This window comes from Aquirufa sp. ROCK2-A2 (assembly GCF_054558485.1).
Map to the genome: position 1 here is coordinate 202532 of NZ_JBPXKA010000003.1, position 22428 is coordinate 224959.

At 36.6% G+C, this 22428-nt stretch carries 18 protein-coding genes; 3 read left to right on the top strand and 15 right to left on the bottom strand.

What is annotated here, in order from left to right; translation table 11 throughout:
- Nucleotides 1-7 precede the first annotated feature (7 nt).
- From V7S76_RS06415 to V7S76_RS06435, 5 genes are read right to left on the bottom strand one after another with little or no spacing between them, the layout of a single operon-like run.
- On the bottom strand, nucleotides 8-637 hold the full coding sequence (locus V7S76_RS06415; protein WP_459509235.1) for a hypothetical protein: 630 nt from the start codon (nucleotides 635-637) through the stop codon (nucleotides 8-10).
- Complete coding sequence (locus tag V7S76_RS06420) at nucleotides 624-1772, bottom strand: MalY/PatB family protein (RefSeq protein WP_459509236.1); 1149 nt, start codon at nucleotides 1770-1772, stop codon at nucleotides 624-626. The genes V7S76_RS06415 and V7S76_RS06420 overlap by 14 nt, the downstream gene beginning before the upstream one ends.
- Nucleotides 1759-2568, bottom strand: a complete 810-nt coding sequence (locus tag V7S76_RS06425; protein ID WP_459509237.1) for an N-acetylmuramoyl-L-alanine amidase-like domain-containing protein — start codon at nucleotides 2566-2568, stop codon at nucleotides 1759-1761. Before V7S76_RS06425 ends, V7S76_RS06420 begins: the two co-directional genes overlap by 14 nt.
- Nucleotides 2565-3899 (bottom strand): MFS transporter, encoded by a 1335-nt coding sequence (locus V7S76_RS06430; RefSeq protein WP_459509238.1) that lies wholly within the window; start codon nucleotides 3897-3899, stop codon nucleotides 2565-2567. The genes V7S76_RS06425 and V7S76_RS06430 overlap by 4 nt, the downstream gene beginning before the upstream one ends.
- Nucleotides 3896-5611, bottom strand: coding sequence for an alpha-amylase family glycosyl hydrolase (locus V7S76_RS06435; RefSeq protein WP_459509239.1), 1716 nt, complete (start codon nucleotides 5609-5611; stop codon nucleotides 3896-3898). Before V7S76_RS06435 ends, V7S76_RS06430 begins: the two co-directional genes overlap by 4 nt.
- Before the next feature lie 184 nt (nucleotides 5612-5795).
- Between V7S76_RS06435 and pgmB the strand changes: the two genes are divergently transcribed.
- A complete protein-coding gene (gene pgmB, locus V7S76_RS06440) occupies nucleotides 5796-6443 on the top strand; it encodes a beta-phosphoglucomutase (RefSeq protein ID WP_459509240.1) in 648 nt (215 codons plus the stop codon).
- 85 nt (nucleotides 6444-6528) lie between these two features.
- Entirely contained in the window at nucleotides 6529-8832 is a 2304-nt protein-coding gene (locus V7S76_RS06445; protein WP_459509241.1) for a family 65 glycosyl hydrolase domain-containing protein, read from the top strand.
- 314 nt (nucleotides 8833-9146) lie between these two features.
- Here V7S76_RS06445 and V7S76_RS06450 read toward each other — a convergent pair whose 3' ends face one another.
- A complete protein-coding gene (locus V7S76_RS06450) occupies nucleotides 9147-10145 on the bottom strand; it encodes a fatty acid desaturase (RefSeq protein WP_459509242.1) in 999 nt (332 codons plus the stop codon).
- A gap of 159 nt (nucleotides 10146-10304) precedes the next feature.
- On the opposite strand from V7S76_RS06450, the gene dnaK reads away from it, so the two are divergent.
- Nucleotides 10305-12197 carry a molecular chaperone DnaK gene (gene dnaK / locus V7S76_RS06455; protein ID WP_459509243.1) on the top strand — a complete coding sequence of 631 codons (1893 nt, stop codon included), beginning with the start codon at nucleotides 10305-10307 and terminating at the stop codon, nucleotides 12195-12197.
- A gap of 61 nt (nucleotides 12198-12258) precedes the next feature.
- On the opposite strand, the gene V7S76_RS06460 is transcribed toward dnaK, so the two are convergent.
- The 9 genes from V7S76_RS06460 to V7S76_RS06500 all read right to left on the bottom strand — a co-directional run bounded on the left by V7S76_RS06460 (nucleotide 12259) and on the right by V7S76_RS06500 (nucleotide 22400).
- Nucleotides 12259-13017, bottom strand: a complete 759-nt coding sequence (locus V7S76_RS06460) for a DUF3050 domain-containing protein (protein WP_459509244.1) — start codon at nucleotides 13015-13017, stop codon at nucleotides 12259-12261.
- A 1-nt stretch (nucleotide 13018) separates the two neighbouring features.
- Nucleotides 13019-14029: an XdhC family protein gene (locus V7S76_RS06465; protein ID WP_459509245.1), complete on the bottom strand. Its 1011-nt coding sequence runs from the start codon at nucleotides 14027-14029 to the stop codon at nucleotides 13019-13021.
- Between the two features lie 3 nt (nucleotides 14030-14032).
- A complete protein-coding gene (locus V7S76_RS06470; RefSeq protein WP_459509246.1) occupies nucleotides 14033-15163 on the bottom strand; it encodes a cysteine desulfurase family protein in 1131 nt (376 codons plus the stop codon).
- 74 nt (nucleotides 15164-15237) lie between these two features.
- Complete coding sequence (gene rplT, locus V7S76_RS06475; protein ID WP_459509247.1) at nucleotides 15238-15582, bottom strand: 50S ribosomal protein L20; 345 nt, start codon at nucleotides 15580-15582, stop codon at nucleotides 15238-15240.
- An 84-nt stretch (nucleotides 15583-15666) separates the two neighbouring features.
- The gene (rpmI, locus tag V7S76_RS06480; RefSeq protein WP_459488848.1) at nucleotides 15667-15861 is read right to left on the bottom strand and encodes a 50S ribosomal protein L35; all 195 of its coding nucleotides are present in this window, start codon (nucleotides 15859-15861) and stop codon (nucleotides 15667-15669) included.
- 85 nt (nucleotides 15862-15946) lie between these two features.
- Nucleotides 15947-16507: a translation initiation factor IF-3 gene (infC, locus tag V7S76_RS06485; protein WP_459509248.1), complete on the bottom strand. Its 561-nt coding sequence runs from the start codon at nucleotides 16505-16507 to the stop codon at nucleotides 15947-15949.
- A gap of 93 nt (nucleotides 16508-16600) precedes the next feature.
- Complete coding sequence (gene thrS, locus V7S76_RS06490; protein ID WP_459509249.1) at nucleotides 16601-18550, bottom strand: threonine--tRNA ligase; 1950 nt, start codon at nucleotides 18548-18550, stop codon at nucleotides 16601-16603.
- A gap of 56 nt (nucleotides 18551-18606) precedes the next feature.
- On the bottom strand, nucleotides 18607-19689 hold the full coding sequence (locus V7S76_RS06495) for a tetratricopeptide repeat protein (RefSeq protein WP_459509250.1): 1083 nt from the start codon (nucleotides 19687-19689) through the stop codon (nucleotides 18607-18609).
- Entirely contained in the window at nucleotides 19689-22400 is a 2712-nt protein-coding gene (locus V7S76_RS06500; RefSeq protein WP_459509251.1) for a hypothetical protein, read from the bottom strand. The genes V7S76_RS06495 and V7S76_RS06500 overlap by 1 nt, the downstream gene beginning before the upstream one ends.
- Nucleotides 22401-22428 lie beyond the last annotated feature (28 nt).

A 22428-nucleotide genomic window follows, 5' to 3' on the forward strand; every position in this document is an offset into this window, starting at 1 on the left:
ATCTGTATTATTTTTCATAGTCTAAAGTTCTTAGTAATGTAAAGCTCTGGTCTTTCCCAAATGTATAAAAACATGACCTTTTCCCATTAAAAATATCAGAAAAAGAATCATGATGAAAGCTAAATTTTCTAACCAAATAGTTTTTCTCCAAAAATAGGGAATCATTTCCGGCATAACCGAAAGATTGCCGTCCCATTAACCGTGGGAAACGCAATGCTTTCATTTGAGCTTTCACGTATTCAAAAGCATATATTTGGACTTTTTTACCCAAATGTACACTCAGCCAAAATTCCGGAAATTCATCTCCATTCAAATCAGAACTCATGATTTGACGAATTTGAGCCTTTGGTATGATTTTTTCAAACAATTTGACATTGTTTCGTTCCAAACGAAAGACCACATTTTCCTTTTCTTGCCTCATGGATGCTTCCAAATCGGTGTACACCGTTTTTAGGACTTGAAATGAATCCAAAGGCTCTTTTTCACGCATGGGTTGGGTTTGACCCATGATTTTCTGAAAATCATTCTCGTTAATCGGATTTTCGCCTTCTGTTTTTTCCCATTGGAATACCCAAAAAAGGATTCCAGACAGAAAGATTAAAATCGCAAAAAAAGAGATGGTTTTAAGAATTTTCATCTACGGTTTGCTGAATGATTTGAATGGCATTTTCCAAAATGGATTGTGGACAAGCAAAATTCAATCGGATAAAATTCTTTCCTTTGAATTGTTCGCCTCTTAACACATGTAAACCCTTTTGAAATAATTTGGTTTGAAAATCGCCTAAAAGCTCATCGTCGTATTCAATCCAAGCCAAATAAGTGGCTTCCAAAGGCAACATTTTCAAACCCTTCATCGAATTCACTCGATTACAAAGTACATCATGGTTTTGAGTTAAATAAGGCAATAATTGATTCAACCAATTTTGGCCGTGTTGGAGTGTGGTGATCATCACATCGATGCTGTGCCTAGAAAGCATGGGAAAAAATCCAAACGTTTGTTTAACAAAAGCGTTTCGTGTTGCGGCATCTGGAATAATAGCCACAGCACCACCTAAACCAGCTGTATTAAAAGCCTTGCTGGTGGCAAAAAAACTAATGGCAGGAGTGGAGCTGGAAAGGGATTTCCCGATGCAAATGTGGTCAGATTGAGGATGGATACGTAAATCAGCATGAATTTCATCTGAAATAATCGTGCAATTGTATTGTTGACACAATTCCACAATTCGATCGATTTCAGCTTGATTAAATACCGTTCCGCCTGGATTATGTGGATTACAAAATAAAAAGACGCCTGGATTTTTCTTCAATTCGTTTTCAAAGGCCTCAAAATCATAGGTCCAACGGCCAGCTTGTTCCACCATCGGGAAAGTCAACAAAGGTTTATTGACCCAACCTGACACCAAATGAAAAGGATGATACACCGGAACAGCTGTTAGTATACCTTGATTCTCTTCACAAAAAGCCGCACAAGCAGCCGTGATGCCCGGAACGATACCCGGAATCCACACCTGCCATTCTAATTCTGTTTCCCATTGGTAATCAGATTTCAACTTCTTTTGTGCTTCTATTTTTAAAATTTCGGGGACAATGGAATAACCTAAAACTCCATGCTGAGTGATGGAATCCAATACTTCTAAAATTTCATCGGCAACTTGAAAATCCATGTCAGCGACTGGCATGGGAATCATTTGTTCTGGATAAGTGGTATTATCCCATTTAAAACTATGTGTATTTTTACGATCAATGACTTGATCAAAATTATATTTTTTCATGGTTAAAATTAGGTCTAAAAACTTGAATACCGAGAAAATTGGGATGCGTTTTCAGATAATGGACCAAAGATTTTTCTGAAACGATGACTTTTTTACTTTCTTGAGAAGCATGCAGGATATGGATTTCTCCTCGGATTAGGCTTAGAAATCCAACATGCTGACAATCCAAGTTATTTTTTTTGCTAACAAAAACGACCAAATCGCCTGATTGAAATTGTTTTTTCACGTTAGCGACTGCTTGGCTAGGAATGTATTGTAGGCTATCTCTGGATAATTGTAATTCTGTCTGACGAATGGTTTCCACATCGATTTTTTTGCCTTTGCCGCTAAGAAATTGAGAAAGCAAAGAAAAATTCTTTTTAACAGCCCGACTTTCTTGGGTCGAAATCTCGGTTAAAAATTGTTGTTGTTTGAGCTTCTTGACGGCTGAGGTAAAATAATGGTTTCGTGATTCATAGCTGATCGTGTCGGCATTTGCATAGCGTAAATTCCTCAAAGAATGCAAGAAAAGCTCATCTTTACCTTGGGAAATATACAAGGAAATGACATTTTCCAAAAAAGTAACGCAATCGAAACCCGTAAAATCCACCACCAATTTCTCAGGATTTTCGGTAGACAAAGCAAAAGCCTTGTAAGGTCTTTGAAGAAACGATTCCGCAATGATTAAATGATTGTTTTGTTGATGCGCCAAACGAATGGTTTCGCTCAAATCCTTATTAATCAAAGATTGAGCCTTCAGTCCAACAGAAACGGAAATCAACAAGCCAACGAAAATGATACGCAAGCTTATGTTCATTGAATGGATTTACTTTCTTTGATACCTAAAACGCTGATGGCACCTAAGATAAAGAAGACACCCGCTACAACGATGGCATAAATGGCTTGTCCATCATAAAAATGTTTGACAATCGGTCCACCAATGATACCATTGACAATTTGAGGGAAGGTGATGAAGAAATTGAAAATTCCCATGTAAACACCCATTTTATTCAAAGGAATAGAACCTGCCAAAATCGCATAAGGCATGGCCAAAATACTTGCCCAAGCCATTCCGACACCCACCATGCTCGCAATTAACCAATTGGGATCTGAAATGAAATAAATGGAAATTAATCCCAAACCACCAGCTACCAATGAAAATGCATGGGTTTGTTTGTTGCCCAATTTAGCAGCAATTTTCGGCAAGAAAATGGCATAAATGGCTGAAACGCCATTGTAAACCCCAAAAATAATTCCCACCCAGTTTCCAGCTTGTTGATAAACGGTGGAACTATGATCTTCTTGAGATAAACCGTACACATGGCTAGCAATAGCCGGTGTACTAAAAACCCACATGGAAAATAGGGCAAACCAAGAGAAAAATTGCACCAAACCCAATTGACGCATGGTGCTTGGCATTTCTTTGATATAAGTAAATACGGAAAGTAAGGTATCAGAAGAATTGTCTTCCACAAAACCCATCTCATGACGTTCGCTAGGCGAATATTCTTTGGTGGTTAAAATCGTCCATAAAATAGCGATGATAAACACCGCAGCACCTACATAAAAGGAATACTTAACATTTTCAGGGATTTCACCAGCTGCGGCTTCAATCGACAATCCAAAATAATTACCTAAAATATAGGGCAACCAAGAACCCAAAACCGCACCAATTCCTATTAGAAAGGTTTGGATTGAAAAGCCCAATGTATTTTGTTCTTCGGGTAAATTATCTGCCACCAAAGCTCTGAAAGGCTCCATGGCGACATTGAAAGAAGCATCCATCATCATAAGAATTCCAGCACCGACGAAAATCGGAGGCAGAAAACTAGCTAAAGCACCGGAATGAGGAAAAAACAAAAGGGCAGAAGCCGCTAAAATGGCACCTGACAAGAAAAAAGGTTTTCTTCTACCAATAAAATTCCAAGTTCGATCGGAATAAAAACCGATGATCGGTTGAATGATCATACCTGTTAAAGGCGCGGCTAACCAAAACCACGATAATTGTTCCAGATCGGCTCCAAAACTTTGTAGGATACGAGAGGCGTTCCCGTTTTGCAAAGCAAAGCCAAATTGAATGCCCAAAAATCCTAGGCTCATGTTGAATATTTGACCTAGTGATAAATGAGGTTTTTGAAATTTTTTCATGGTTTTGTTAATTTAAAAATTAAGGCACTGTTGGCAGGAATGGTAATGCTATGTTGGTTCACTGAAGCTTGATCTGGGGCATCTGGCGAAACAAAATATTTCGTTTCGCTTAATTGGTAGGAGGAAATCCCCATCATGTCCAAAGCTAAACTTGGAATTTGGATATCCAATTGTCGGGTTTCTTTGGGTTCAAAGCTACAAACAATTAAATATTGCTCCTTTTCGGTATATCTTAAAAAAGAATAGATTTTATTTTCCGGGTAGGAAGGATTTTGAGCGTATTGTAAATCAAAAAAACGTCCAGAACTAATCGCTTTATTTTTTTGGACAAAAGTCATTAAATCTGTGTAAAATTGATCAATCGTTTTTTCATTGTTCGTCAATTGACCACCATCAAATTTTCCCTCATTAAACCAGCGTTGATGCGTATTCACCGCCCAAAAATCGAACATGGAAGTACGGTCATCGGCTTGATTAAAGCCTTCCTTGTCTTGTGCTTTTTCACCAAATTCTTGTCCAAAATACAACATCATGGGTCCATCGTGCATGGCTGCAGTTACCACCATGGCTGGAATAGTTGACCAAAAATTATGTCCCGCGAAGGCAGGAGTATTCAAACGATGTTCATCGTGATTTTCTAGAAAACGCAACATATGATTAGCAAAATCGCCTGATTCTTTTTGCCAAACTCGGGTAATATCCTTGGTTGTAGATTCCGGTTTAAGTTCCATTAAACGGCGTAAACCGTCGTATAGGCCCACTTTATCATATAAATAATCGAAGCCACCTTTGAAAATATAATCTTTGTACAAATTGGGTTGATAAATTTCAGCGATGAAAATAACCTTGGAATTTTGGGCCTTGATTTTAGGAATGGCATACGCCCAAAATTCGACTGGAACCATTTCAGCCATATCACAACGGAAACCATCTACACCTTTGGAAGTCCAGTAACTAAGTACCTCCAACATTTTTTTCCACGTATCAGGAACGGATTCAAAATGACTTTGTTGGTGATTTTGGAAATCGATGCCGTAATTTAATTTCACCGTCTCAAACCAATCATTGATGGAAGGCTGAGCAGAAAAGACATTGTTTCCACTTACTTTGGCTGGTATTTCGGTGTATGCTATAGTCGATTTAACTGGAGAATCGACACCATTCGGTATGCTAAATTGAGTCCCAGGCAAATAATAAAAATTATTATTCACATCGAATGCCTGATCTTTTTTGTCATTGGCACCAAAATCACTTACTCCAGCAGGCATTTTATCCGAATGATACTGGCGAGCCAAATGGTTGGGTACAAAATCGATGACCAATTGCAATTTTTCTTGGTGAATGCGTTGCAACATTTGATCAAATTCTTCCAAACGATTATTGGGTTGATCGGCAAAAAACGGATTAACATCATAATAATCCTTGATGGCAAAAGGCGATCCACAACGGCCTTTCACAACATCAGGATGATCCAACGGAGAACCATAGGCACTCATATCCTCCATCGTGGCATGTTCCAATAAACCCGTAGCATATATATGTGTAATGCCTTTCTTTTTTAAGGCTTTTAAACCTTTGGTAGAAATGTCTTTGAATTTGGTAACCCCATTTTCAGCGGCGGAACCATTCATTTTGAGTTGCGTATTTTTATTTCCCCACAAATGAAACATCATTTGATACAGAACAAATTTATCGGTGTTATGCTTTGACATAGGTTGGGCGGATTTTAACGAATGGATTGGTAAACCCAAAAGGAACAAACTAATAAAGAGACTTACTTTTTTTACAATCATGTTAGAAATGCAAAATAAACAGTTTAGCACTGTGTATTTTACTTTTTTGCGAAGCGTAAAAATAATAATTTTGCTGAATCAAACGAATTTTAATTAAATCATTATGAAATATAAAGCATGTTTATTCGATTTGGATGGCGTATTAGTGGACACGGCCATCTATCATTTTCAAGCATGGAAAACCTTGGGTAAGAAATTTAATTTTGAATTAAGTGAGGAACAAAATGAACAATTAAAAGGCGTTTCACGAGTTGAATCATTGGAGAAAATTTTATTGTGGGCTAATCATGAAGCCAATCAATCAGACAAAGATGCTTGGCTAATCGAAAAAAACGAGAATTATTTAGATCTGATTTCCAACATGAATCCGGAAGAAATTCTTCCCGGCGTTTTGGATTTTTTGGAACAAATCAAAGCATTGGGTTTAAAAATTGCCTTGGGATCAGCCAGCAAAAATGCGGTAATCATTTTAGAAAAAACGCAGTTAATTCATTGGTTTGATGCCATTATCGATGGTAATAAAGTCACCAAGAGCAAACCAGATCCAGAAGTGTTTTTAAAAGGAGCGGAGGAGTTGGAATTAAAGCCTGAAGATTGTGTGGTTTTTGAGGATGCTCAAGCGGGGATAGATGCAGCCATTTCTGGCAGAATGAAGACCATCGGAATTGGTCAAAGGGAAAATTTAATAGGTGCAGATAAGGTTATTGCCAGTTTCCTAGGCATAGATGCCAAAGAATTGCTGGATTTGTAAAAAACAGCTTAGCACTGAATCAGTTAAATATATTATTCTAATAATTTTGTAAGCTTAACGTAGAACCCATTTTTATCAACCAATAATGAAACAATACCTTAAACATGATGAGTGGAAAATTATTGAAGATCAATTTCATCCAGCTTACAACGAAATAACAGAATCTGTTTTTTCGTTGGGAAATGGTCGAATGGGTCAAAGAGGAGGATTTGAGGAAACATTTACAGGAAAAAGTTTACAAGGAAATTATGTAGCAGGTGTTTACTATCCTGACAAAACACGTGTAGGTTGGTGGAAAAATGGTTATCCTGAATATTTTGCTAAAGTATTGAATGCGGCCAATTGGGTAGGATTAGAAATTGTGATTGATGGGGAAGTTGTTGATTTAAACACTTCTAAGGTGGAGCAATTTTACCGCGAGTTGAATATGAAAGAAGGTCATATCAAACGTACCTGCCGAATTTCATTGAACAGTGGCAAATCCATTTCCATTGAATCCATTCGCTTGAATAGCTTAGCTGATGATGAATCAGGTGCTTATTCATATTCGATTACAGCTTTGAATTTTTCTGGAAAAGTGGAATTAAACGCTTTTGTGGATGGAGATATCAAAAATAAAGATTCCAATTACGATGAAAAGTTTTGGGAAGAAGTAAAGGTGGGTGCTCAAGGAAACAGCTCTTTTGTTTGGTCAAAAACCAAGAAAACAGGATTTGATGTCATCACAGGCCAACAAATTGAGATTTTTGTTAATGATCAAAAACAAGCATTTTTTGCTAAAACACAAACCAAAGAAAAATATTCGTCCTTACAATACGAAGTTGAAATCCAGCAAAATCAAACCTTAACATTCGTTAAGTATGCAGTCAATTTAAGCTCGGAAAACCATCCAGTTGCTGAATTAGAAACTAGATTATCGGCTTATTTAGCAAAAATTTCTTCCAAAGGCTTCGCAACGATGTTAACTGAACAAGCGGAAGCTTGGGCAGAACGTTGGGCGATTAATGATATCGTCATTAAAGGCGATGTAGCTGCACAACAAGGCATTCGTTTCAATATTTTCCAACTGAATCAAACCTACACAGGAGAAGATGAGCGCTTAAACATTGGGCCTAAAGGATTTACAGGTGAAAAATATGGTGGTTCAACCTATTGGGACACGGAAGCTTATTGTGTACCTTTTTACCTTTCTACCGCACCTAGTAAAGTAGCCAAAAATTTATTGATATACCGTTGGAAACAATTGGGCCGTGCGATTGAAAATGCGGGTAAATTGGGTTTTAAAAACGGTGCAGCGCTTTATCCGATGGTCACCATGAACGGAGAGGAGTGTCACAACGAATGGGAAATTACCTTTGAAGAAATTCACCGAAATGGAGCGATTGCCTATGCCATCAAGGATTATGTCGATTACACAGGTGATCGAAAACATTTGTTGGAATATGGTTGGGAGGTATTGCTTGGCATTGCTCGTTTTTGGGCTCAGCGAGTCAACTGGTCTGAAGACAAACAACAATATGTGATGTTGGGAGTGACAGGTCCGAACGAATACGAAAACAATGTTAACAACAATTGGTACACGAATTATTTGGCGGTTTGGTGTTTGAAATATACCATGGAAGTTTACCAAGAAATCCAAGAAAATTATTCATCTGAATTTCAAGCCAAATTACAATCCACACAATTTGCCGAATCTGAATTAAGTCAATTTCAACAAATCATCGATTTAATGTATTTTCCGAAAGATGAGAAATTGGGAATTTACTTACAGCAAGATGGATTTTTGGATAAAGTCATAGCACCAGTGGATTCAATTGCCAAAGGTGAAAGACCGATCAATCAAAACTGGTCCTGGGATCGAATTTTACGTTCATGCTACATCAAACAAGCGGATGTTTTGCAAGGCATGTATTTCTTTGAAAATGATTTTTCGATAGAAGAATTGGAAAGAAATTATAATTTTTATGAGCCCATCACGGTACATGAATCTTCCTTGAGTCCTTGCGTACATAGTATTTTAGCTGCGAAATTGGGTAAAGAAGATAAATCATATGAATTCTACACGAGAGCAGCCAGACTAGATTTAGATGATTACAACAATGATACAGAAGATGGTTGTCATATTACCAGCATGGCGGGTACGTGGATGTCTATTGTGAAAGGATTTGGGGGAATGACAGTACAAAATAATCAATTGCATTTCAAACCATTTTTGCCACAGCAATGGAATGAATATTCATTTAAGATTAACTTCCGAGAGAATCATTTAGAAGTAATTGTTAATAGGGAAGGTGTTCAAATCAACAATTTATCCATTCCTGAATTAACAGTTAACATTCACGACAAGTCTTATTCTGTGAATGGAAATAGCGAGATTATTGTCAAATAAAATAAATGGAAAAATATGAATTTAGCGTTCGATAGTGTATTCGATAATAGATAAATCAATTAGCAACAATGTAAAGCCGGCTTTGAAAACCTCATTTAATGAGGGAGTTGAAGCCAGTTTTGAAATTAATCAATTAGTAGATTAAAAAAATAAGTTTTATTCTGGTTTATTTTATTAGATTTTTTTAGGGGAACCAAGTCCCCTTACCCCCTGCAATTTACGGGTAAATAAGTTCAGTTATTTGATAATTTTATTTACCATAAAAAAGGCTGCCCATACGGAGCAGCCTTTTTTTAAGTATAATGAGTTACAACTTATTTCAATAAATCTAAATCAGGAGTTGAAACATCTTTCAAAGTTACACCACCACGATCCTTTCTAGCAATTCGTGAATAAAGTCCGACTTCTTGAGAAAACAAGAAAGTGAAAAATAATTTCACGAATGAACTGTGGTATTTCAAATTATCATAAAATTCAGGAGCCATTGCCTTTAATTTAGGAAGGTTATTCCAAGGAATAGAAGGCATATCGTGGTGTTCATTGTGGTAACCCACATTCATGTTGATACCATTCAATCCACCATAATAGCTATACGTTTCTTGATTTTTATCTAAAACTAAAAAATGCTCTTGAATCCATCTAGCACCTAGCGGATGAAGACCCACCGAAAATAAGAAACTTAATCCCATATAAGCCAATGCTGGCCATCCCCAAAAATAAACCACCAAAGCATCAAATGCGAATTGTGCAACAATGTTCATGATCACATAACGGTCAAAAACGGCTAATTCAATGCAACGAATAGTACGGATTCCTTGAAAAAAGGGAAATAAAAACAACCAAACCATTTTCCCAATAAAATAATTATTGATCAATTTAGCTTCCCAATAATCTGGTAAATCGGCATCCAATTCATGAACACCTTGGAAAGCATGGTGTTTTAAATGATAATTTTTGAACGAAATAGCTGTTGGCATCAAAGAAGGAAAATTAGCCACGATACCTGCTAAGACATTCCAGGAGGTTTTCTTAAATACTAAATTATGGGCCGTTTCATGTATGCAAACGAATAAGGTATGTGTAGGAAATGCACCAACAAACCAAGCTACCGCGACAATTAACCACCAAGAAGAATCTTTCAAGAAATAGGCCAATCCCAATTGAAGGCCCACACATGCTATAATCCAAATCATGGTAGCAGGATTTTTTCCAATTAACTTCTTAACCTCTGGATATTTTTTGATAATCTCCCTTGTTCTTGCTCTGTGAGGCTCCGGGTCATTAACCCAAGTAAAATCTTGTGAATTAGACATTTGTTTCATTTTTATGACGCACAAAGATAACCATATATGCACTTTTGATAGTAAAATAAGTCAAAAATATTTTTCCTATGACAATATGGCAGAAATCAATTCTGACAAATGTATTGGCACTATCCTTGTAAGAATAATGCAAAATTTAAAAAAATAATCATGGGAAAAATTATTGGAATCGACTTAGGAACCACCAACTCTTGTGTGGCGGTAATGGAAGGAAATGAGGCAGTTGTTATTGCCAACTCGGAAGGTAGAAGAACAACTCCATCTATTGTAGCATTTTTAGAGAATGGAGAACGTAAAGTGGGAGATCCAGCAAAAAGACAAGCGATAACTAATCCACAAAATACCATCTCGTCTGTCAAAAGATTCATGGGTAAAAAATACTCAGAGGTAAGTTCAGAATTAAAAACCATCTCATACAACATCGAACAAGGAAACAATGATACTCCACGTGTTCGTATTGGTGACAGATTATATACTCCACAAGAAATCTCAGCTCAAATCTTAACCAAGATGAAACAAACAGCTGAAGATTATTTGGGTCAAACAGTTACTGAAGCAGTTATCACTGTTCCAGCTTATTTTAATGATGCAGAACGTCAAGCAACGAAAGAAGCGGGTCAAATCGCTGGCTTAGAAGTAAAACGTATCATCAATGAACCTACTGCAGCTGCTTTGGCATATGGAGTAGACAAAGGTGGCAAAGATATGAAAATTGCTGTTTTCGACTTAGGTGGTGGAACGTTTGACGTATCTATTTTAGAGTTAGGAGATGGCGTTTTTGAAGTAAAATCAACCGATGGTGATACGCACCTAGGTGGTGACGATTTTGATCAAGTAATCATTGATTGGTTAGCACAAGAGTTTATCAATGATGAAAACATTGATTTACGTAAAGACCCAATGGCTTTACAACGTTTGAAAGAAGCAGCAGAAAAAGCAAAAATCGAATTAAGTTCGGGAGCATCTACGGAAATCAATTTGCCCTATATTATGCCAGTTGATGGAATTCCTAAACACTTAGTTAGATCATTGACACGTGCAAAATTTGAGCAAATTGCGGATAGTTTAATTCAACGTACCTTAGAGCCTTGCAAAAGAGCAATGAAGAACGCGGGTTATACCAACTCTGATATTGATGAAGTAATCTTGGTAGGAGGTTCGACTCGTATTCCACGTATTCAAGAAGAAGTAGAAAAATTCTTTGGCAAAAAACCTTCCAAAGGTGTAAATCCAGATGAGGTAGTTGCTATCGGAGCAGCGATTCAAGGTGGTGTATTAACGGGTGAGGTGAAAGATGTCTTATTATTGGATGTAACTCCACTTTCTTTGGGTATTGAAACCATGGGCGGTGTATTTACTAAATTAATTGAGTCGAATACAACCATCCCAACAAGAAAATCAGAAGTATTCTCAACGGCAGCAGACAATCAGCCTTCGGTAGAATTGAATGTATTGCAAGGAGAAAGACCGATGGCAAAAGATAACCGCTCTTTAGGCCGTTTCCACCTAGATGGTTTACCACCAGCACAACGTGGTGTACCACAAATTGAGGTAACATTTGATATCGATGCAAACGGTATTTTGAACGTTTCCGCAAAAGACAAGGGAACAGGTAAAGAACAAAAAATTCGTATTGAAGCATCTAGCGGATTAACGGATGCTGAAATTGAAAAAATGCGCAATGAAGCAAAAGCAAATGAAGCTTCAGATAAAATAGAAAAAGAAAAAGTAGAAAAAATCAATCAAGCAGATGCTTTGATTTTCCAATCAGACAAGCAATTGAAAGAATACGGAGAAAAATTATCGGAAGGTAATAAATCAGCGATTGAGTCTGCTTTGACTGAATTAAAAGCGGCACATGCTTCTCAAGATTTAGCTTCGATTGATGCTGGTTTAGAAAAATTAAATGCTGCTTGGACAGCTGCTTCGCAAGAAATGTATGCAGCAGGTGAAAATCCAAGTGCAGATGCGAATCCTAGTCAAGACGGAAATGCAGATTCCAATGGAGGTGCAGAAGATGTTGCTTTTGAAGAAGTGAAATAAGATTTATTCACTCGGTAAGGTAAAAAAGGTGAGTAGATGGAAACATCGACTCACCTTTTTTTTATGCCTGAACGATGGAATCCCAAAGAGAAATTCGTAATTCCAAGGATTGAATAGCCGCTGCTTGTGCTAATTCCCATTTAGCTGAATCATTGCCACATAGAGATTCCAGCATTTCATAGGCTAAATGACTATGATGATCACCGTCTACTTCAATGTGCCGATCTAAGTAATAGACCAAGGTTTCAATTTTCTCAGGAGCTTCTTTTCGTAAATTATCCACGATTTGCTGAAACATTCCCGGAATTAAATCTTCTCTTCCAAAGGTGAAAATTGCAGCAATTTCAGCTATCGATTTTTGTTGAATACTTTGAAAAGTAAATTGTAAAAATTGACGAATCCCTTGAGGAAGACTAGATTGATGGATATAGGTCAAAACCTCGTCCAATGATTGACAATTGACTAATTCATCCAACTCCTTCATCGGATTGGCACCAACCTCAGCCATTGCTTTTAAGTATAACTCAAAATGGCTAGTAATATTTCCATATTGGTCCACATCCGATTCTTCACCTAAGACAATTTCATTGATTAGAAACCTCGTTTTTGGTGAACCTACTGGTTTCCATGGAGTACTCACACTGGTAAGATCTTGTTGGAGTTTTTTCACCAAGGACATAAAATCCCAAACAACGAAAACGTGAAAAGACATAAATCTTTGTAATTGATCAGTCGTTTTAATGTAGCTATTGATCGGGTGATGATAAAGTTGATTTTGTAAAGGGAGAATTGATTTTTTTAATTCGTCAATTGGTTTCATCTTATTCGGTGTGAATTGGATTAATTCGATTTTTTAAAGGTTGGGCGGATCGATTATTCTTTAATGCTAAAATTTCTGACACAATGGAAATAGCAATTTCCTCAGGGCCTTCAGCACCTAAATCCAGTCCAATCGGAGAGGAAATAGGTTGATCATCTATTTTAACCCCCATTTCATTCAATTGTTTTAGTAATTTTTGTTTTCGGGTTTTAGGGCCTAAAATTCCCCAATAAGCAAAAGGTGATTGAGCATAGATTCGACTAATCATCTCGACATCTCGGTCAAAGTCATGCGTCATAAAAACGATGAAATCACTGGAAAATAGATGTATTTCATCTGACCAATCAAATACCTGTTCACAAAGAGCTTTGCCTGCAGCCTTCATTTTGCTCAGATTGCCAACCCAAAAAATTTTCCAACCCAATTGATGACAAATTTGAATGAGACTCAATGAATCAAATTGATTGCCGACAATCCAGATACGCGGTTGTGGGGATATCACTTCAGTTAATTGGTATAAGTCCTTTTCGATCCTCAGACTTGGGGAATCCGTTGGATTAGGTAGAGATGGTAGAATTGAAACTTCGGATAGGGAAGAATTAGTCAAATTCCAGCTAGATTGAATGATGCTAGGTTTTTCAGCGTGTAGAGCCTCTTTGAGAATTTGAGCAAAAGCTTGAATTTCATTCTTAAATGGGTTAATCAAAATATCAATCTTTCCATTACAACCCAAACCGATACCTAATTCAAAAGGATCTTCTTCGCGAGTATCATAGGTGACGATTTTATAAGTTTGAGAATCCATGGCTAATTGGGCTTTTTTAAGCATATCGCCCTCCAAACAACCTCCACTAATACTTCCCAACCAATTTCCATTTTCAAGCACCAACATCCGTGCACCAACCCGACGATAAGCAGAACCTTCTACTTGAATAACGGTAGCGAGAGCCATTTTTTCAGAATGGTTGATATGATTCTCTATTTGCTCAACGATTTGAACCCATTCCTTCATCTTCTATGACATTTGTTTAATTTGTTCAACCAAATATTGACAAGCAAAATCTATTTCATCTTGGGTGGTATCTAGACCGAAAGATAATCGAATACTCGCTAAAGCCGTCGATGAATGGTGTCCAAGGGCCATCATCACATGGCTAGGAAGTTGGGATTTTACATTACAGGCAGAACCGTTGGATAATGCCAATTTAGATAAAGACCTAAACAATTCCTCCCAGTCAACATGAGGGACAGAAAAGTGTATAATTTGAGGCAGGCAAGTAGCAATTTCCGCATTAATCACTATTCGATCCTCTAATTCCTTTTTGAGTCGTTCAAGAATTTGTACTCTCCAACTCGCATATTGCGCTTGTTTAGCTAAAAAAGAAGGAATTAATTGAAATGACTTAGCGAATGCCACGATTAAATAGGTAGGTAGTGTACCTGGACGTAAACCTCGTTCTTGTTTTCCTCCAAAAACCAATGGAGATAATTTTATGGACTGATTTTTAACGACAAGTGCGCCAATTCCTTTGGGAGCATACATTTTATGCCCTGAAAAAGACATTAAATCAGGCAAAAATTGAGTTTTAAGTTCTAATTTACCTAGGCCTTGGGTCATATCAGAATGAAAAACAATGGAGTTTTCAACACTAAGTTTAGCGACAGCCTCTATATCTAATACAGTTCCAATTTCATTATTTACCCACATCAATGAAATGAGACGAGTATTAGGACGTATGAAAGATTGAATATTGGCTACAGGAATTTCACCATTTGGATCAGGATCTAGATAAGTAACTTCCCAACCCAATTGTTCATACCTATGAAATACATCCAAAACGGCCTTGTGTTCAATCTTAGAAGTGATCAAATGACCTTTTTCACTGTTGTCTAAAAATCCTTGAATAGCTAAATTGGTTGATTCAGTAGCACCCGAAGTAAAAATCAAGGAAGAAGGAGTGAGGCCAAAGTATGAAGCAATGATTTTTCTAGCCTCATCGATTGCTTCTGACGCTTTCCAGCCATAGAGATGGTGTGATGACCCAGAATTACCGAAATTCTCCTTTAAATAAGGCAACAACGCTTCCAATACATCAGGATGTACAGGAGTTGTTGCAGCATAATCGAAATAAAGGGGGAATTTCAAAGCCTCAATGAATTATTAGGCAAAGATAGGTATAAAAAAAAAGTCCCGAAATTAATTCGGGACTTTCAGAGATATTAACTCAATTTTTTCAAAACTGCTTTGAAAGCTTCTGGATGATTCATCGCTAAGTCGGCTAAAACCTTACGATTTAACGTCATTCCTGACTTGTTGAATTTACCCATAAAAGCTGAGTAAGATAAACCTTCTTGGCGTGCAGCAGCGTTAATACGTTGGATCCACAATCCGCGAAAATCTCTTTTCTTTACTTTACGATCACGGTATGCATATTGCAAACCTTTCTCTACTTTGTTTTTGGCAACGGTCCAAACATTTTTCCCGCGACCATAAAAGCCTTTGGCTAATTTTAAGATTTTTTTTCTTCTAGCTCTTGAAGCTACATGGTTGACACTACGTGGCATACGATTTTTGTTTTTTGAAATGAGGCGTTTCTTTCGAAAACTTTTTTTGCCCTACTTCTGGTTGAACAATAACTTAACTGATAATTAAAGACCTAATAATAAATTTACGCGGTCCATATCAGAAGGAGAAACTAAAGTTGCGTGAACTAAATTACGCTTTTGTTTAGTTGTTTTTTTTGTTAGGATATGGCTATGAAAAGCGTGTTTACGCTTGATTTTGCCTGTTCCTGTTACTTTGAAACGTTTTTTCGCTCCAGAGTTTGTTTTAATTTTTGGCATTCTAGTAAAAATTAAATGTAAAATTGGAACGCAAAAGTACATAAAATACCTTGAATTCCATATGAATTAAATAAAAAATACGAAATTATTTCTTCAATGCCTTTGGAGAGAAAATGATACTCATTCTCTTACCTTCTAACTTAGGCATATCATCTGGCTTACCCACATCTTCTAATCCTTTGGCAAAATTCAATAATAACATTTCACCTCTTTCTTTGAAAACAATGGTTCTACCCACAAAATGCACATAGGCTTTCACTTTTGCACCTTCTTTTAAGAAATTGACAGCATGTTTTAACTTAAAGTTAAAATCATGTTCATCGGTATTAGGGCCAAAACGAATTTCTTTAATAACCGTCTTTGTTGCATTTGCTTTGATTTCCTTTTGTTTTTTCTTTTGATCATACTTGAACTTAGCATAATCAATCACTTTACAAACAGGAGGGGCAGCATTGGGGGATATCTCCACTAAATCTAAACCTTGAGATTCGGCAATGGCGATGGCTTTTGAGAACTCAAAAACACCTTGTTCCACATTTTCTCCTACTAATCTCACTTCAGCAACCCCACGTATTAATTGATTAATACGATAAGGCTCTTCTTCTCTTTTGTTTCCTCTGTAATTATTATTCGGGCGTAAAGCCATAGAAAAAATTTAGTTTAATGTTATAATTAATTCGAAAGCTAAATCAAATTTAACGGATTTGCAAACTTATGACTAACAACAAGTTGATAATCTTTATTTATTAAAGGATTCATAGGTTAATTGCTGAATTTCTTCTTGTGCAACAGCTATGAAGGCATCAATTGACATCGAGCCTAAATCGCCTTGTCCTTTTTTACGTATACTCACTAATCCTTCTGCTTGTTCTTTTTCTCCAACAATAATCATGAAAGGAACTTTATTCACTTCTGCATCTCGGATTTTGCGACCAATTTTTTCATCTCGATGATCGACATATCCTCTCAAATCTTTTTCTTGAAGACGCAAATAAATCTCATTCGCATAATCTTCATATTTCTCTGAAATAGGCAAAACTGCCAATTGATCAGGCGATAACCATAAAGGGAAATTCCCTGCCGTATTTTCAATTAAAATAGCCACAAATCGCTCCAATGAACCAAATGGTGCCCGGTGAATCATGACTGGACGATGTTTTTGATTATCAGAACCCGTATATTCTAATTCAAAACGTTGAGGTAATTGATAATCGACTTGAATGGTTCCTAATTGCCATTTTCTGCCCAAAGCATCACGCACCATGAAATCCAACTTTGGACCATAAAATGCAGCTTCGCCATATTCAACAACCGTTGGCAAACCTTTCGCTTCAGCAGAACGAATGATGGAAGCTTCCGCTTTGTCCCAATCTTCATCACGTCCAATGTATTTATCTCGATTTTCTTTGTCTCTCAGTGAAATTTGAGCAGAATATTCGCTAAAACCTAAAGCCTTGAAAACATAAAGAACCAAATCAATTACTTTCATAAATTCGCTTTCCACTTGATCTGGGCGGCAAAAAATATGCGCATCATCTTGTGTAAATCCTCTTACACGAGTTAAACCATGTAATTCACCTGATTGCTCATAACGGTAAACGGTACCAAATTCTGCTAAACGAAGTGGCAAATCTTTGTAAGAACGCGGTTTCGTTTTGTAAATCTCACAGTGGTGAGGGCAATTCATAGGTTTTAAGAAAAACTCTTCCCCTTCATCCGGAGTATGGATGGGTTGAAATGAATCTTTACCATATTTGGCATAATGGCCAGAAGTAACATATAATTCTTTACTGGCAATATGAGGAGTAATGACAGGAGAGTAGCCGGCACGAACTTGAGCACGACGTAAAAAATTCTCCAATCTTTCTCTCAATAAAGTTCCTTTCGGCAACCACAAAGGCAAACCTAAGCCAACTTTTTCTGAAAAAGCGAAAAGCTCTAGTTCTTTTCCCAATTTTCGATGATCTCTTCTTTTGGCTTCTTCTAAAAGAAACAAATATTCTTCTAATTCTTTCGCTTTCGGGAATGTAATGGCGTAAATACGAGTCATTTGCTTACGCTTCTCGTCGCCCCTCCAATAGGCTCCCGCAACGCTCAATAATTTAACTGATTTGATAAAACCAGTTTGGGGAATATGTGGTCCACGACATAAATCCGTAAAATTACCTTGGGTATAAAAAGTAATCGAACCATCGTCCAAACCTTCTAATAATTCCAATTTGTATTCATCACCTTTTTCCTCAAAATAAGCGATGGCGTCTGATTTGGAAACCGATTTGCGCAAATATTCGTTCTTTTGCTTAGCCAATTCAGTCATTTTATCCTCAATCAATTTAAATTGATCAGAACCAAATTCTTGTTCACCTAAATCGATATCATAATAAAAACCATGTTCAATGGAAGGTCCAATTCCAAATTTGGTTCCTGGAAACAATTCCTCAATCGCTTCTGCCATTAAGTGAGCAGATGAATGCCAAAAAGTTTTTTTCCCTTCTGTATCATTCCATGTAAGTAATTGCAAATCAGCATCTTGATCAATAGGAGTGGAAGCATCCACAACTTGACCATTTAATTTGGCAGCTAAAACATTTCTGGCTAAACCTTCTGAGATCTGTAAAGCGATATCCATAGGGCTTGTGCCTATTTGATAATTACGGATTTGACCGTCTGGAAAAGTGATTTTGATCATTACTTAAAAATTTGTGCAAAGGTACAAAATATTGATGCAATTTATATGTAATCGAGTTATTTTTGAATCTCCGGCGATGGAATTGAATCTACGGGACTAGAAACTTCTTTAACACCATATTGCCCATATTTGTGCATCAATTGTTGAGCGTCTAAATCCGCCGCGTAAAACTTTTTAACCGAATCCATTAATGCATAACTTTCCATTTTTTTCCCAGCATACAGCATACAAACCGAACGCATAGCTAAAGATTTAGGATAAGTAGACTCCTTAGCCGATATCTGGGAAAAATAAGTCAAAGCTTTCGGATAATTTCGAGCCTTAAAATAAAAATCTCCTATTTCGTAATCAATCATTGAATGGGTAAGAAATAACTTTTCTACTTGCAAATAAACCTTTTCAGCTCGATTTACCTGTTTTAAAGATGTTAAAAATCTAGCCCAAAAACGCATCAAATGTGGATCCGATGGATATAATTTCAAACACGTTAAGAGTTTATCCTGGTAAGCAAAATTGGACCTATTGGGCTGAAAATGAGTAAAATATGCTCTTATTACGATTGGATCTTGCTGTTGGATTTTTGGAATTTTATCTAAATCCATCCCCAAAGGAAAATTCTCCGCTTTTACAAGTCGGTGAATGACAACATTTGAAAGTGAATCTTTAAACCCTCCATTGATGCCATCCAATTTGGCCAAAAAATAATTGGCATTTCGTAAATCATTTTTAGACAAATAAATTTGGGTCAATAATTCATTCAAGGCAACTGGATCAAAATCCGAGTTCGAAATCAATTTGGCATATTCCAACGATTCATCGAAACGTTCTAAATGAAAGCAAATCAGGGCTTTTAAATATAAATAATCTTGATCTTCGGAATTTCCTTTGATCGCCTTATTGATATCCAAATCGGCTTTCAAATATTCGTGTAATTCCAAATACGTTTTTGCTCTTAAATAATATAAATTGGAACTCTCATTTTCTTCCAATAAACCTGTTAAATATTTAAGGGTTTTAAGGGAATTGATGGGATTTTGAATAATCTTGGAAGGAGGAATAATATCGCCTTTCTTTTCAGGTGTGGTTTCACAAGAAAATAGAATTGACACAACAAGAAAAAAAAGTACTGTCTTTTTCACTAAAAACCGATTTCCATGATCAAAGGATACACCTCAACATTTTGTGTTTGAGGCTTGTACAAACATCTCACTCCTAATTCAACCGTTTGAGAAAAACGCATAAAACTAATTTGAGAAGACAAATCTACACCGAAAGATTGGAAATTCACTTGGGATTTTTGAGCGTTTGAATAATTGCTGCCAAAGCCTTGATCAAAAAACACATTTCCCTTGAATCGTTTAAAATACGCCCATTTACCCAAATTTAAATCCGAATTAGCAATCGGAAATTTATAATCAATGGAATACACATGGTATTGCTCATAATTACGGTAGACATCCCCTCGAGGTATTTGGATGGGACTCGCATAGTAATAATTGCCTTTCATTTGTTGCTGATACGAATATCGGAATGAAAGACCGTCATGTGGACCCATACCCGGTAAATATATACGTGCTTGAATTGCCCACAATTCTGCTTTTATGGATTGTGCTTTAGGCATCGATTGCCAATACAAACTCATGGAATATCCTTTTCGACTTTGAACATCCAAAGCTGATTTACCTAATAATTTGTAATAATTTATTTGATGGATAGTAGAAAAATACGTCCCGTCAAATGCTTCTGTGGTGTAACGAGCTGGCAATTGATAACCTTCCACATTCATGAAAGAATAATTTTGAATGAGCGTCAGATTCTCTTGATAAGCCGAATGTGTCAAATTAAAAGGCAAACGGATGCCAAAATCTAATTTATTTTGCTTCCAATTATCTGTCCTCAAACTATCCAAAGGTAAATTTTTGTCAAGATATAAACTTGTTGATCGGTTAGTCCGCACAAAAGAAAAATCAAAAACGGGATACCATTTTTGAACAGAAAATTTCAAAAATTGCCCCCAACTTCTTTCGTTCGCATTGTATAAAAGTCCCGCACCGAATTGAAACGTATTCAACACATTTTTAGAAGAGATGGAAATGTCCAAAGAATTATTTTGGTTCATAGCAAGCGGCCCCCAATTATAAAAATTGAACAATTGACGAAATTGAGTGCTCGAATAGGTCAGCATTTCCTTCTGACTTTTTTCAACCTCAAGCTTTGGAGTTTCAAGTTGAAAAGAAGTTAAACTATCCATTTTCTTTTCTACCACCTGCAAACCTTTGGCGGTATAATTTGAATACAAAATATTTTGTCCACTTTCATCTGGACTAGCGTGATAAGCACCCCAAATAGAATTTGTTAATTGATTTATTTTTTGGGTTCGAATATCCCAGTAAGCTAATTGATCCACACCGTTTTGTGGAAGATTAAAAAACACCTTGTTATCTTTTAAATAAGGATATGCGCCATTGTTTTGACCTAAATTTAGCTCCGCAGATACGGCATTGTTCTTCCAATCCCACACGATTATTTTTTTTCGATTTTCCTTCAATTCGATAAAAACCAATTGTTGATGATCGGATATTCTAGGTTGAATAGCCATGGTGTTCAATCCAAGCGGATAGGAATTAATGATTTCTTGCGTATTAAAATCAAAAATGATAATCTCTGAACTTCCATTTGCATTTTGTTGAAGCAAGGACAAATATTTTGAATCTGAACTTATGGAAGGACTCATCCATTTCAGCCCAATATCCCAATAACTTTTCTGTTCTTTTTTTAAATCATAAAAGACAATTCGCGATCCTTGTTTTTGAGCCCAGCGGGGATGAAATTGTAATTCAGAAAACACCACCCAATCCTTATTGGCCGATAACATTCCATCATCCACTTTGGGGCCTAAATTGACTAATTTAACTTCCTTATTTTTCGTCATTTTTACGATTTGAGGAATTTCGCCTAAGCCTGTTTTTAAAGAGATAAAAGTTTCATGATCAATCCATTGCGGAAAATCATATTGGGTAAATCCATTTTTAATTTTGGGAGTTCGTATATGTATAGAATCCGCAGACCTTTTAGCAAAAGCACTTGCAGAATCTTTCAATTTAGAAAATAATTCAAAACTATAATCATCGATTTTTTTACCCGATAATTTTTTGACTGAATTCGAAAACGAAAAAAGTTTCATTTTTGAAAAAGTATTTGTCCACAACTGACCGATGGATTCTTGACCGAATTGCCTAATAAAAGATTGGCTCAATGCTTGGCCAAAAACGTAATGATTAGGAACCAGCTCCCGATAAGATTTGGCCATCAATTTTGCATAGGAGGGAACCCCGTATTCATTCAAATATGCGTATAAAGGCATATAAAATTGGGGAATTTTGCTTCTTCCTGTCGGATTTAACCGAGTCTCCGTTTCAACGGCATCACCTTCGAATAACCAATTAGGAATGTATAAAGTGGATGCGGCAGAAAGTAACGAATTACCAAATAACCAGCTACTCAACTTGCCTAATCCTTTTCTTGACATCTCATTCTGATAAACATGTCTCAGTTCGTGGGATGTCAACAATTCCTGCCAATTATTGATGGAAAGCAAGGAGCTATTTTGGGGTTTTGTTGAATAAAACTCTATCCTGGGGGCATTCAATGATACAAATCCATTGGAAACTAATCCTTGATTTTGGATAATAATAGGCCAAGAACGCATGTTGGAAACATGCAATCCTTTACCAATGTCCAAATAATTTTGGTGAATATAATTGGCCGTAATTTGAGCCAAAGAATCCGAATTTTGATTAAAAACGAGGGTATAGGGGGTATTAGTAATCTGTATTTTCCTCCATTTCAAGCTACTTGGATTTTGCTCCAAAATCGGA

Excerpts from the sequence above, each read along its gene's own strand:
- V7S76_RS06415 (WP_459509235.1), bottom strand. The coding sequence starts at position 637 with ATGAAAATTCTTAAAACCATCTCTTTTTTTGCGATTTTAATCTTTCTG.
- V7S76_RS06420 (WP_459509236.1), bottom strand. The coding sequence starts at position 1,772 with ATGAAAAAATATAATTTTGATCAAGTCATTGATCGTAAAAATACACAT.
- V7S76_RS06425 (WP_459509237.1), bottom strand. The coding sequence starts at position 2,568 with ATGAACATAAGCTTGCGTATCATTTTCGTTGGCTTGTTGATTTCCGTT.
- V7S76_RS06430 (WP_459509238.1), bottom strand. The coding sequence starts at position 3,899 with ATGAAAAAATTTCAAAAACCTCATTTATCACTAGGTCAAATATTCAAC.
- V7S76_RS06435 (WP_459509239.1), bottom strand. The coding sequence starts at position 5,611 with ATGTCAAAGCATAACACCGATAAATTTGTTCTGTATCAAATGATGTTT.
- pgmB (WP_459509240.1), top strand. The coding sequence starts at position 5,796 with ATGAAATATAAAGCATGTTTATTCGATTTGGATGGCGTATTAGTGGAC.
- V7S76_RS06445 (WP_459509241.1), top strand. The coding sequence starts at position 6,529 with ATGAAACAATACCTTAAACATGATGAGTGGAAAATTATTGAAGATCAA.
- V7S76_RS06450 (WP_459509242.1), bottom strand. The coding sequence starts at position 10,145 with ATGTCTAATTCACAAGATTTTACTTGGGTTAATGACCCGGAGCCTCAC.
- dnaK (WP_459509243.1), top strand. The coding sequence starts at position 10,305 with ATGGGAAAAATTATTGGAATCGACTTAGGAACCACCAACTCTTGTGTG.
- V7S76_RS06460 (WP_459509244.1), bottom strand. The coding sequence starts at position 13,017 with ATGAAACCAATTGACGAATTAAAAAAATCAATTCTCCCTTTACAAAAT.
- V7S76_RS06465 (WP_459509245.1), bottom strand. The coding sequence starts at position 14,029 with ATGAAGGAATGGGTTCAAATCGTTGAGCAAATAGAGAATCATATCAAC.
- rplT (WP_459509247.1), bottom strand. The coding sequence starts at position 15,582 with ATGCCACGTAGTGTCAACCATGTAGCTTCAAGAGCTAGAAGAAAAAAA.
- rpmI (WP_459488848.1), bottom strand. The coding sequence starts at position 15,861 with ATGCCAAAAATTAAAACAAACTCTGGAGCGAAAAAACGTTTCAAAGTA.
- infC (WP_459509248.1), bottom strand. The coding sequence starts at position 16,507 with ATGGCTTTACGCCCGAATAATAATTACAGAGGAAACAAAAGAGAAGAA.
- thrS (WP_459509249.1), bottom strand. The coding sequence starts at position 18,550 with ATGATCAAAATCACTTTTCCAGACGGTCAAATCCGTAATTATCAAATA.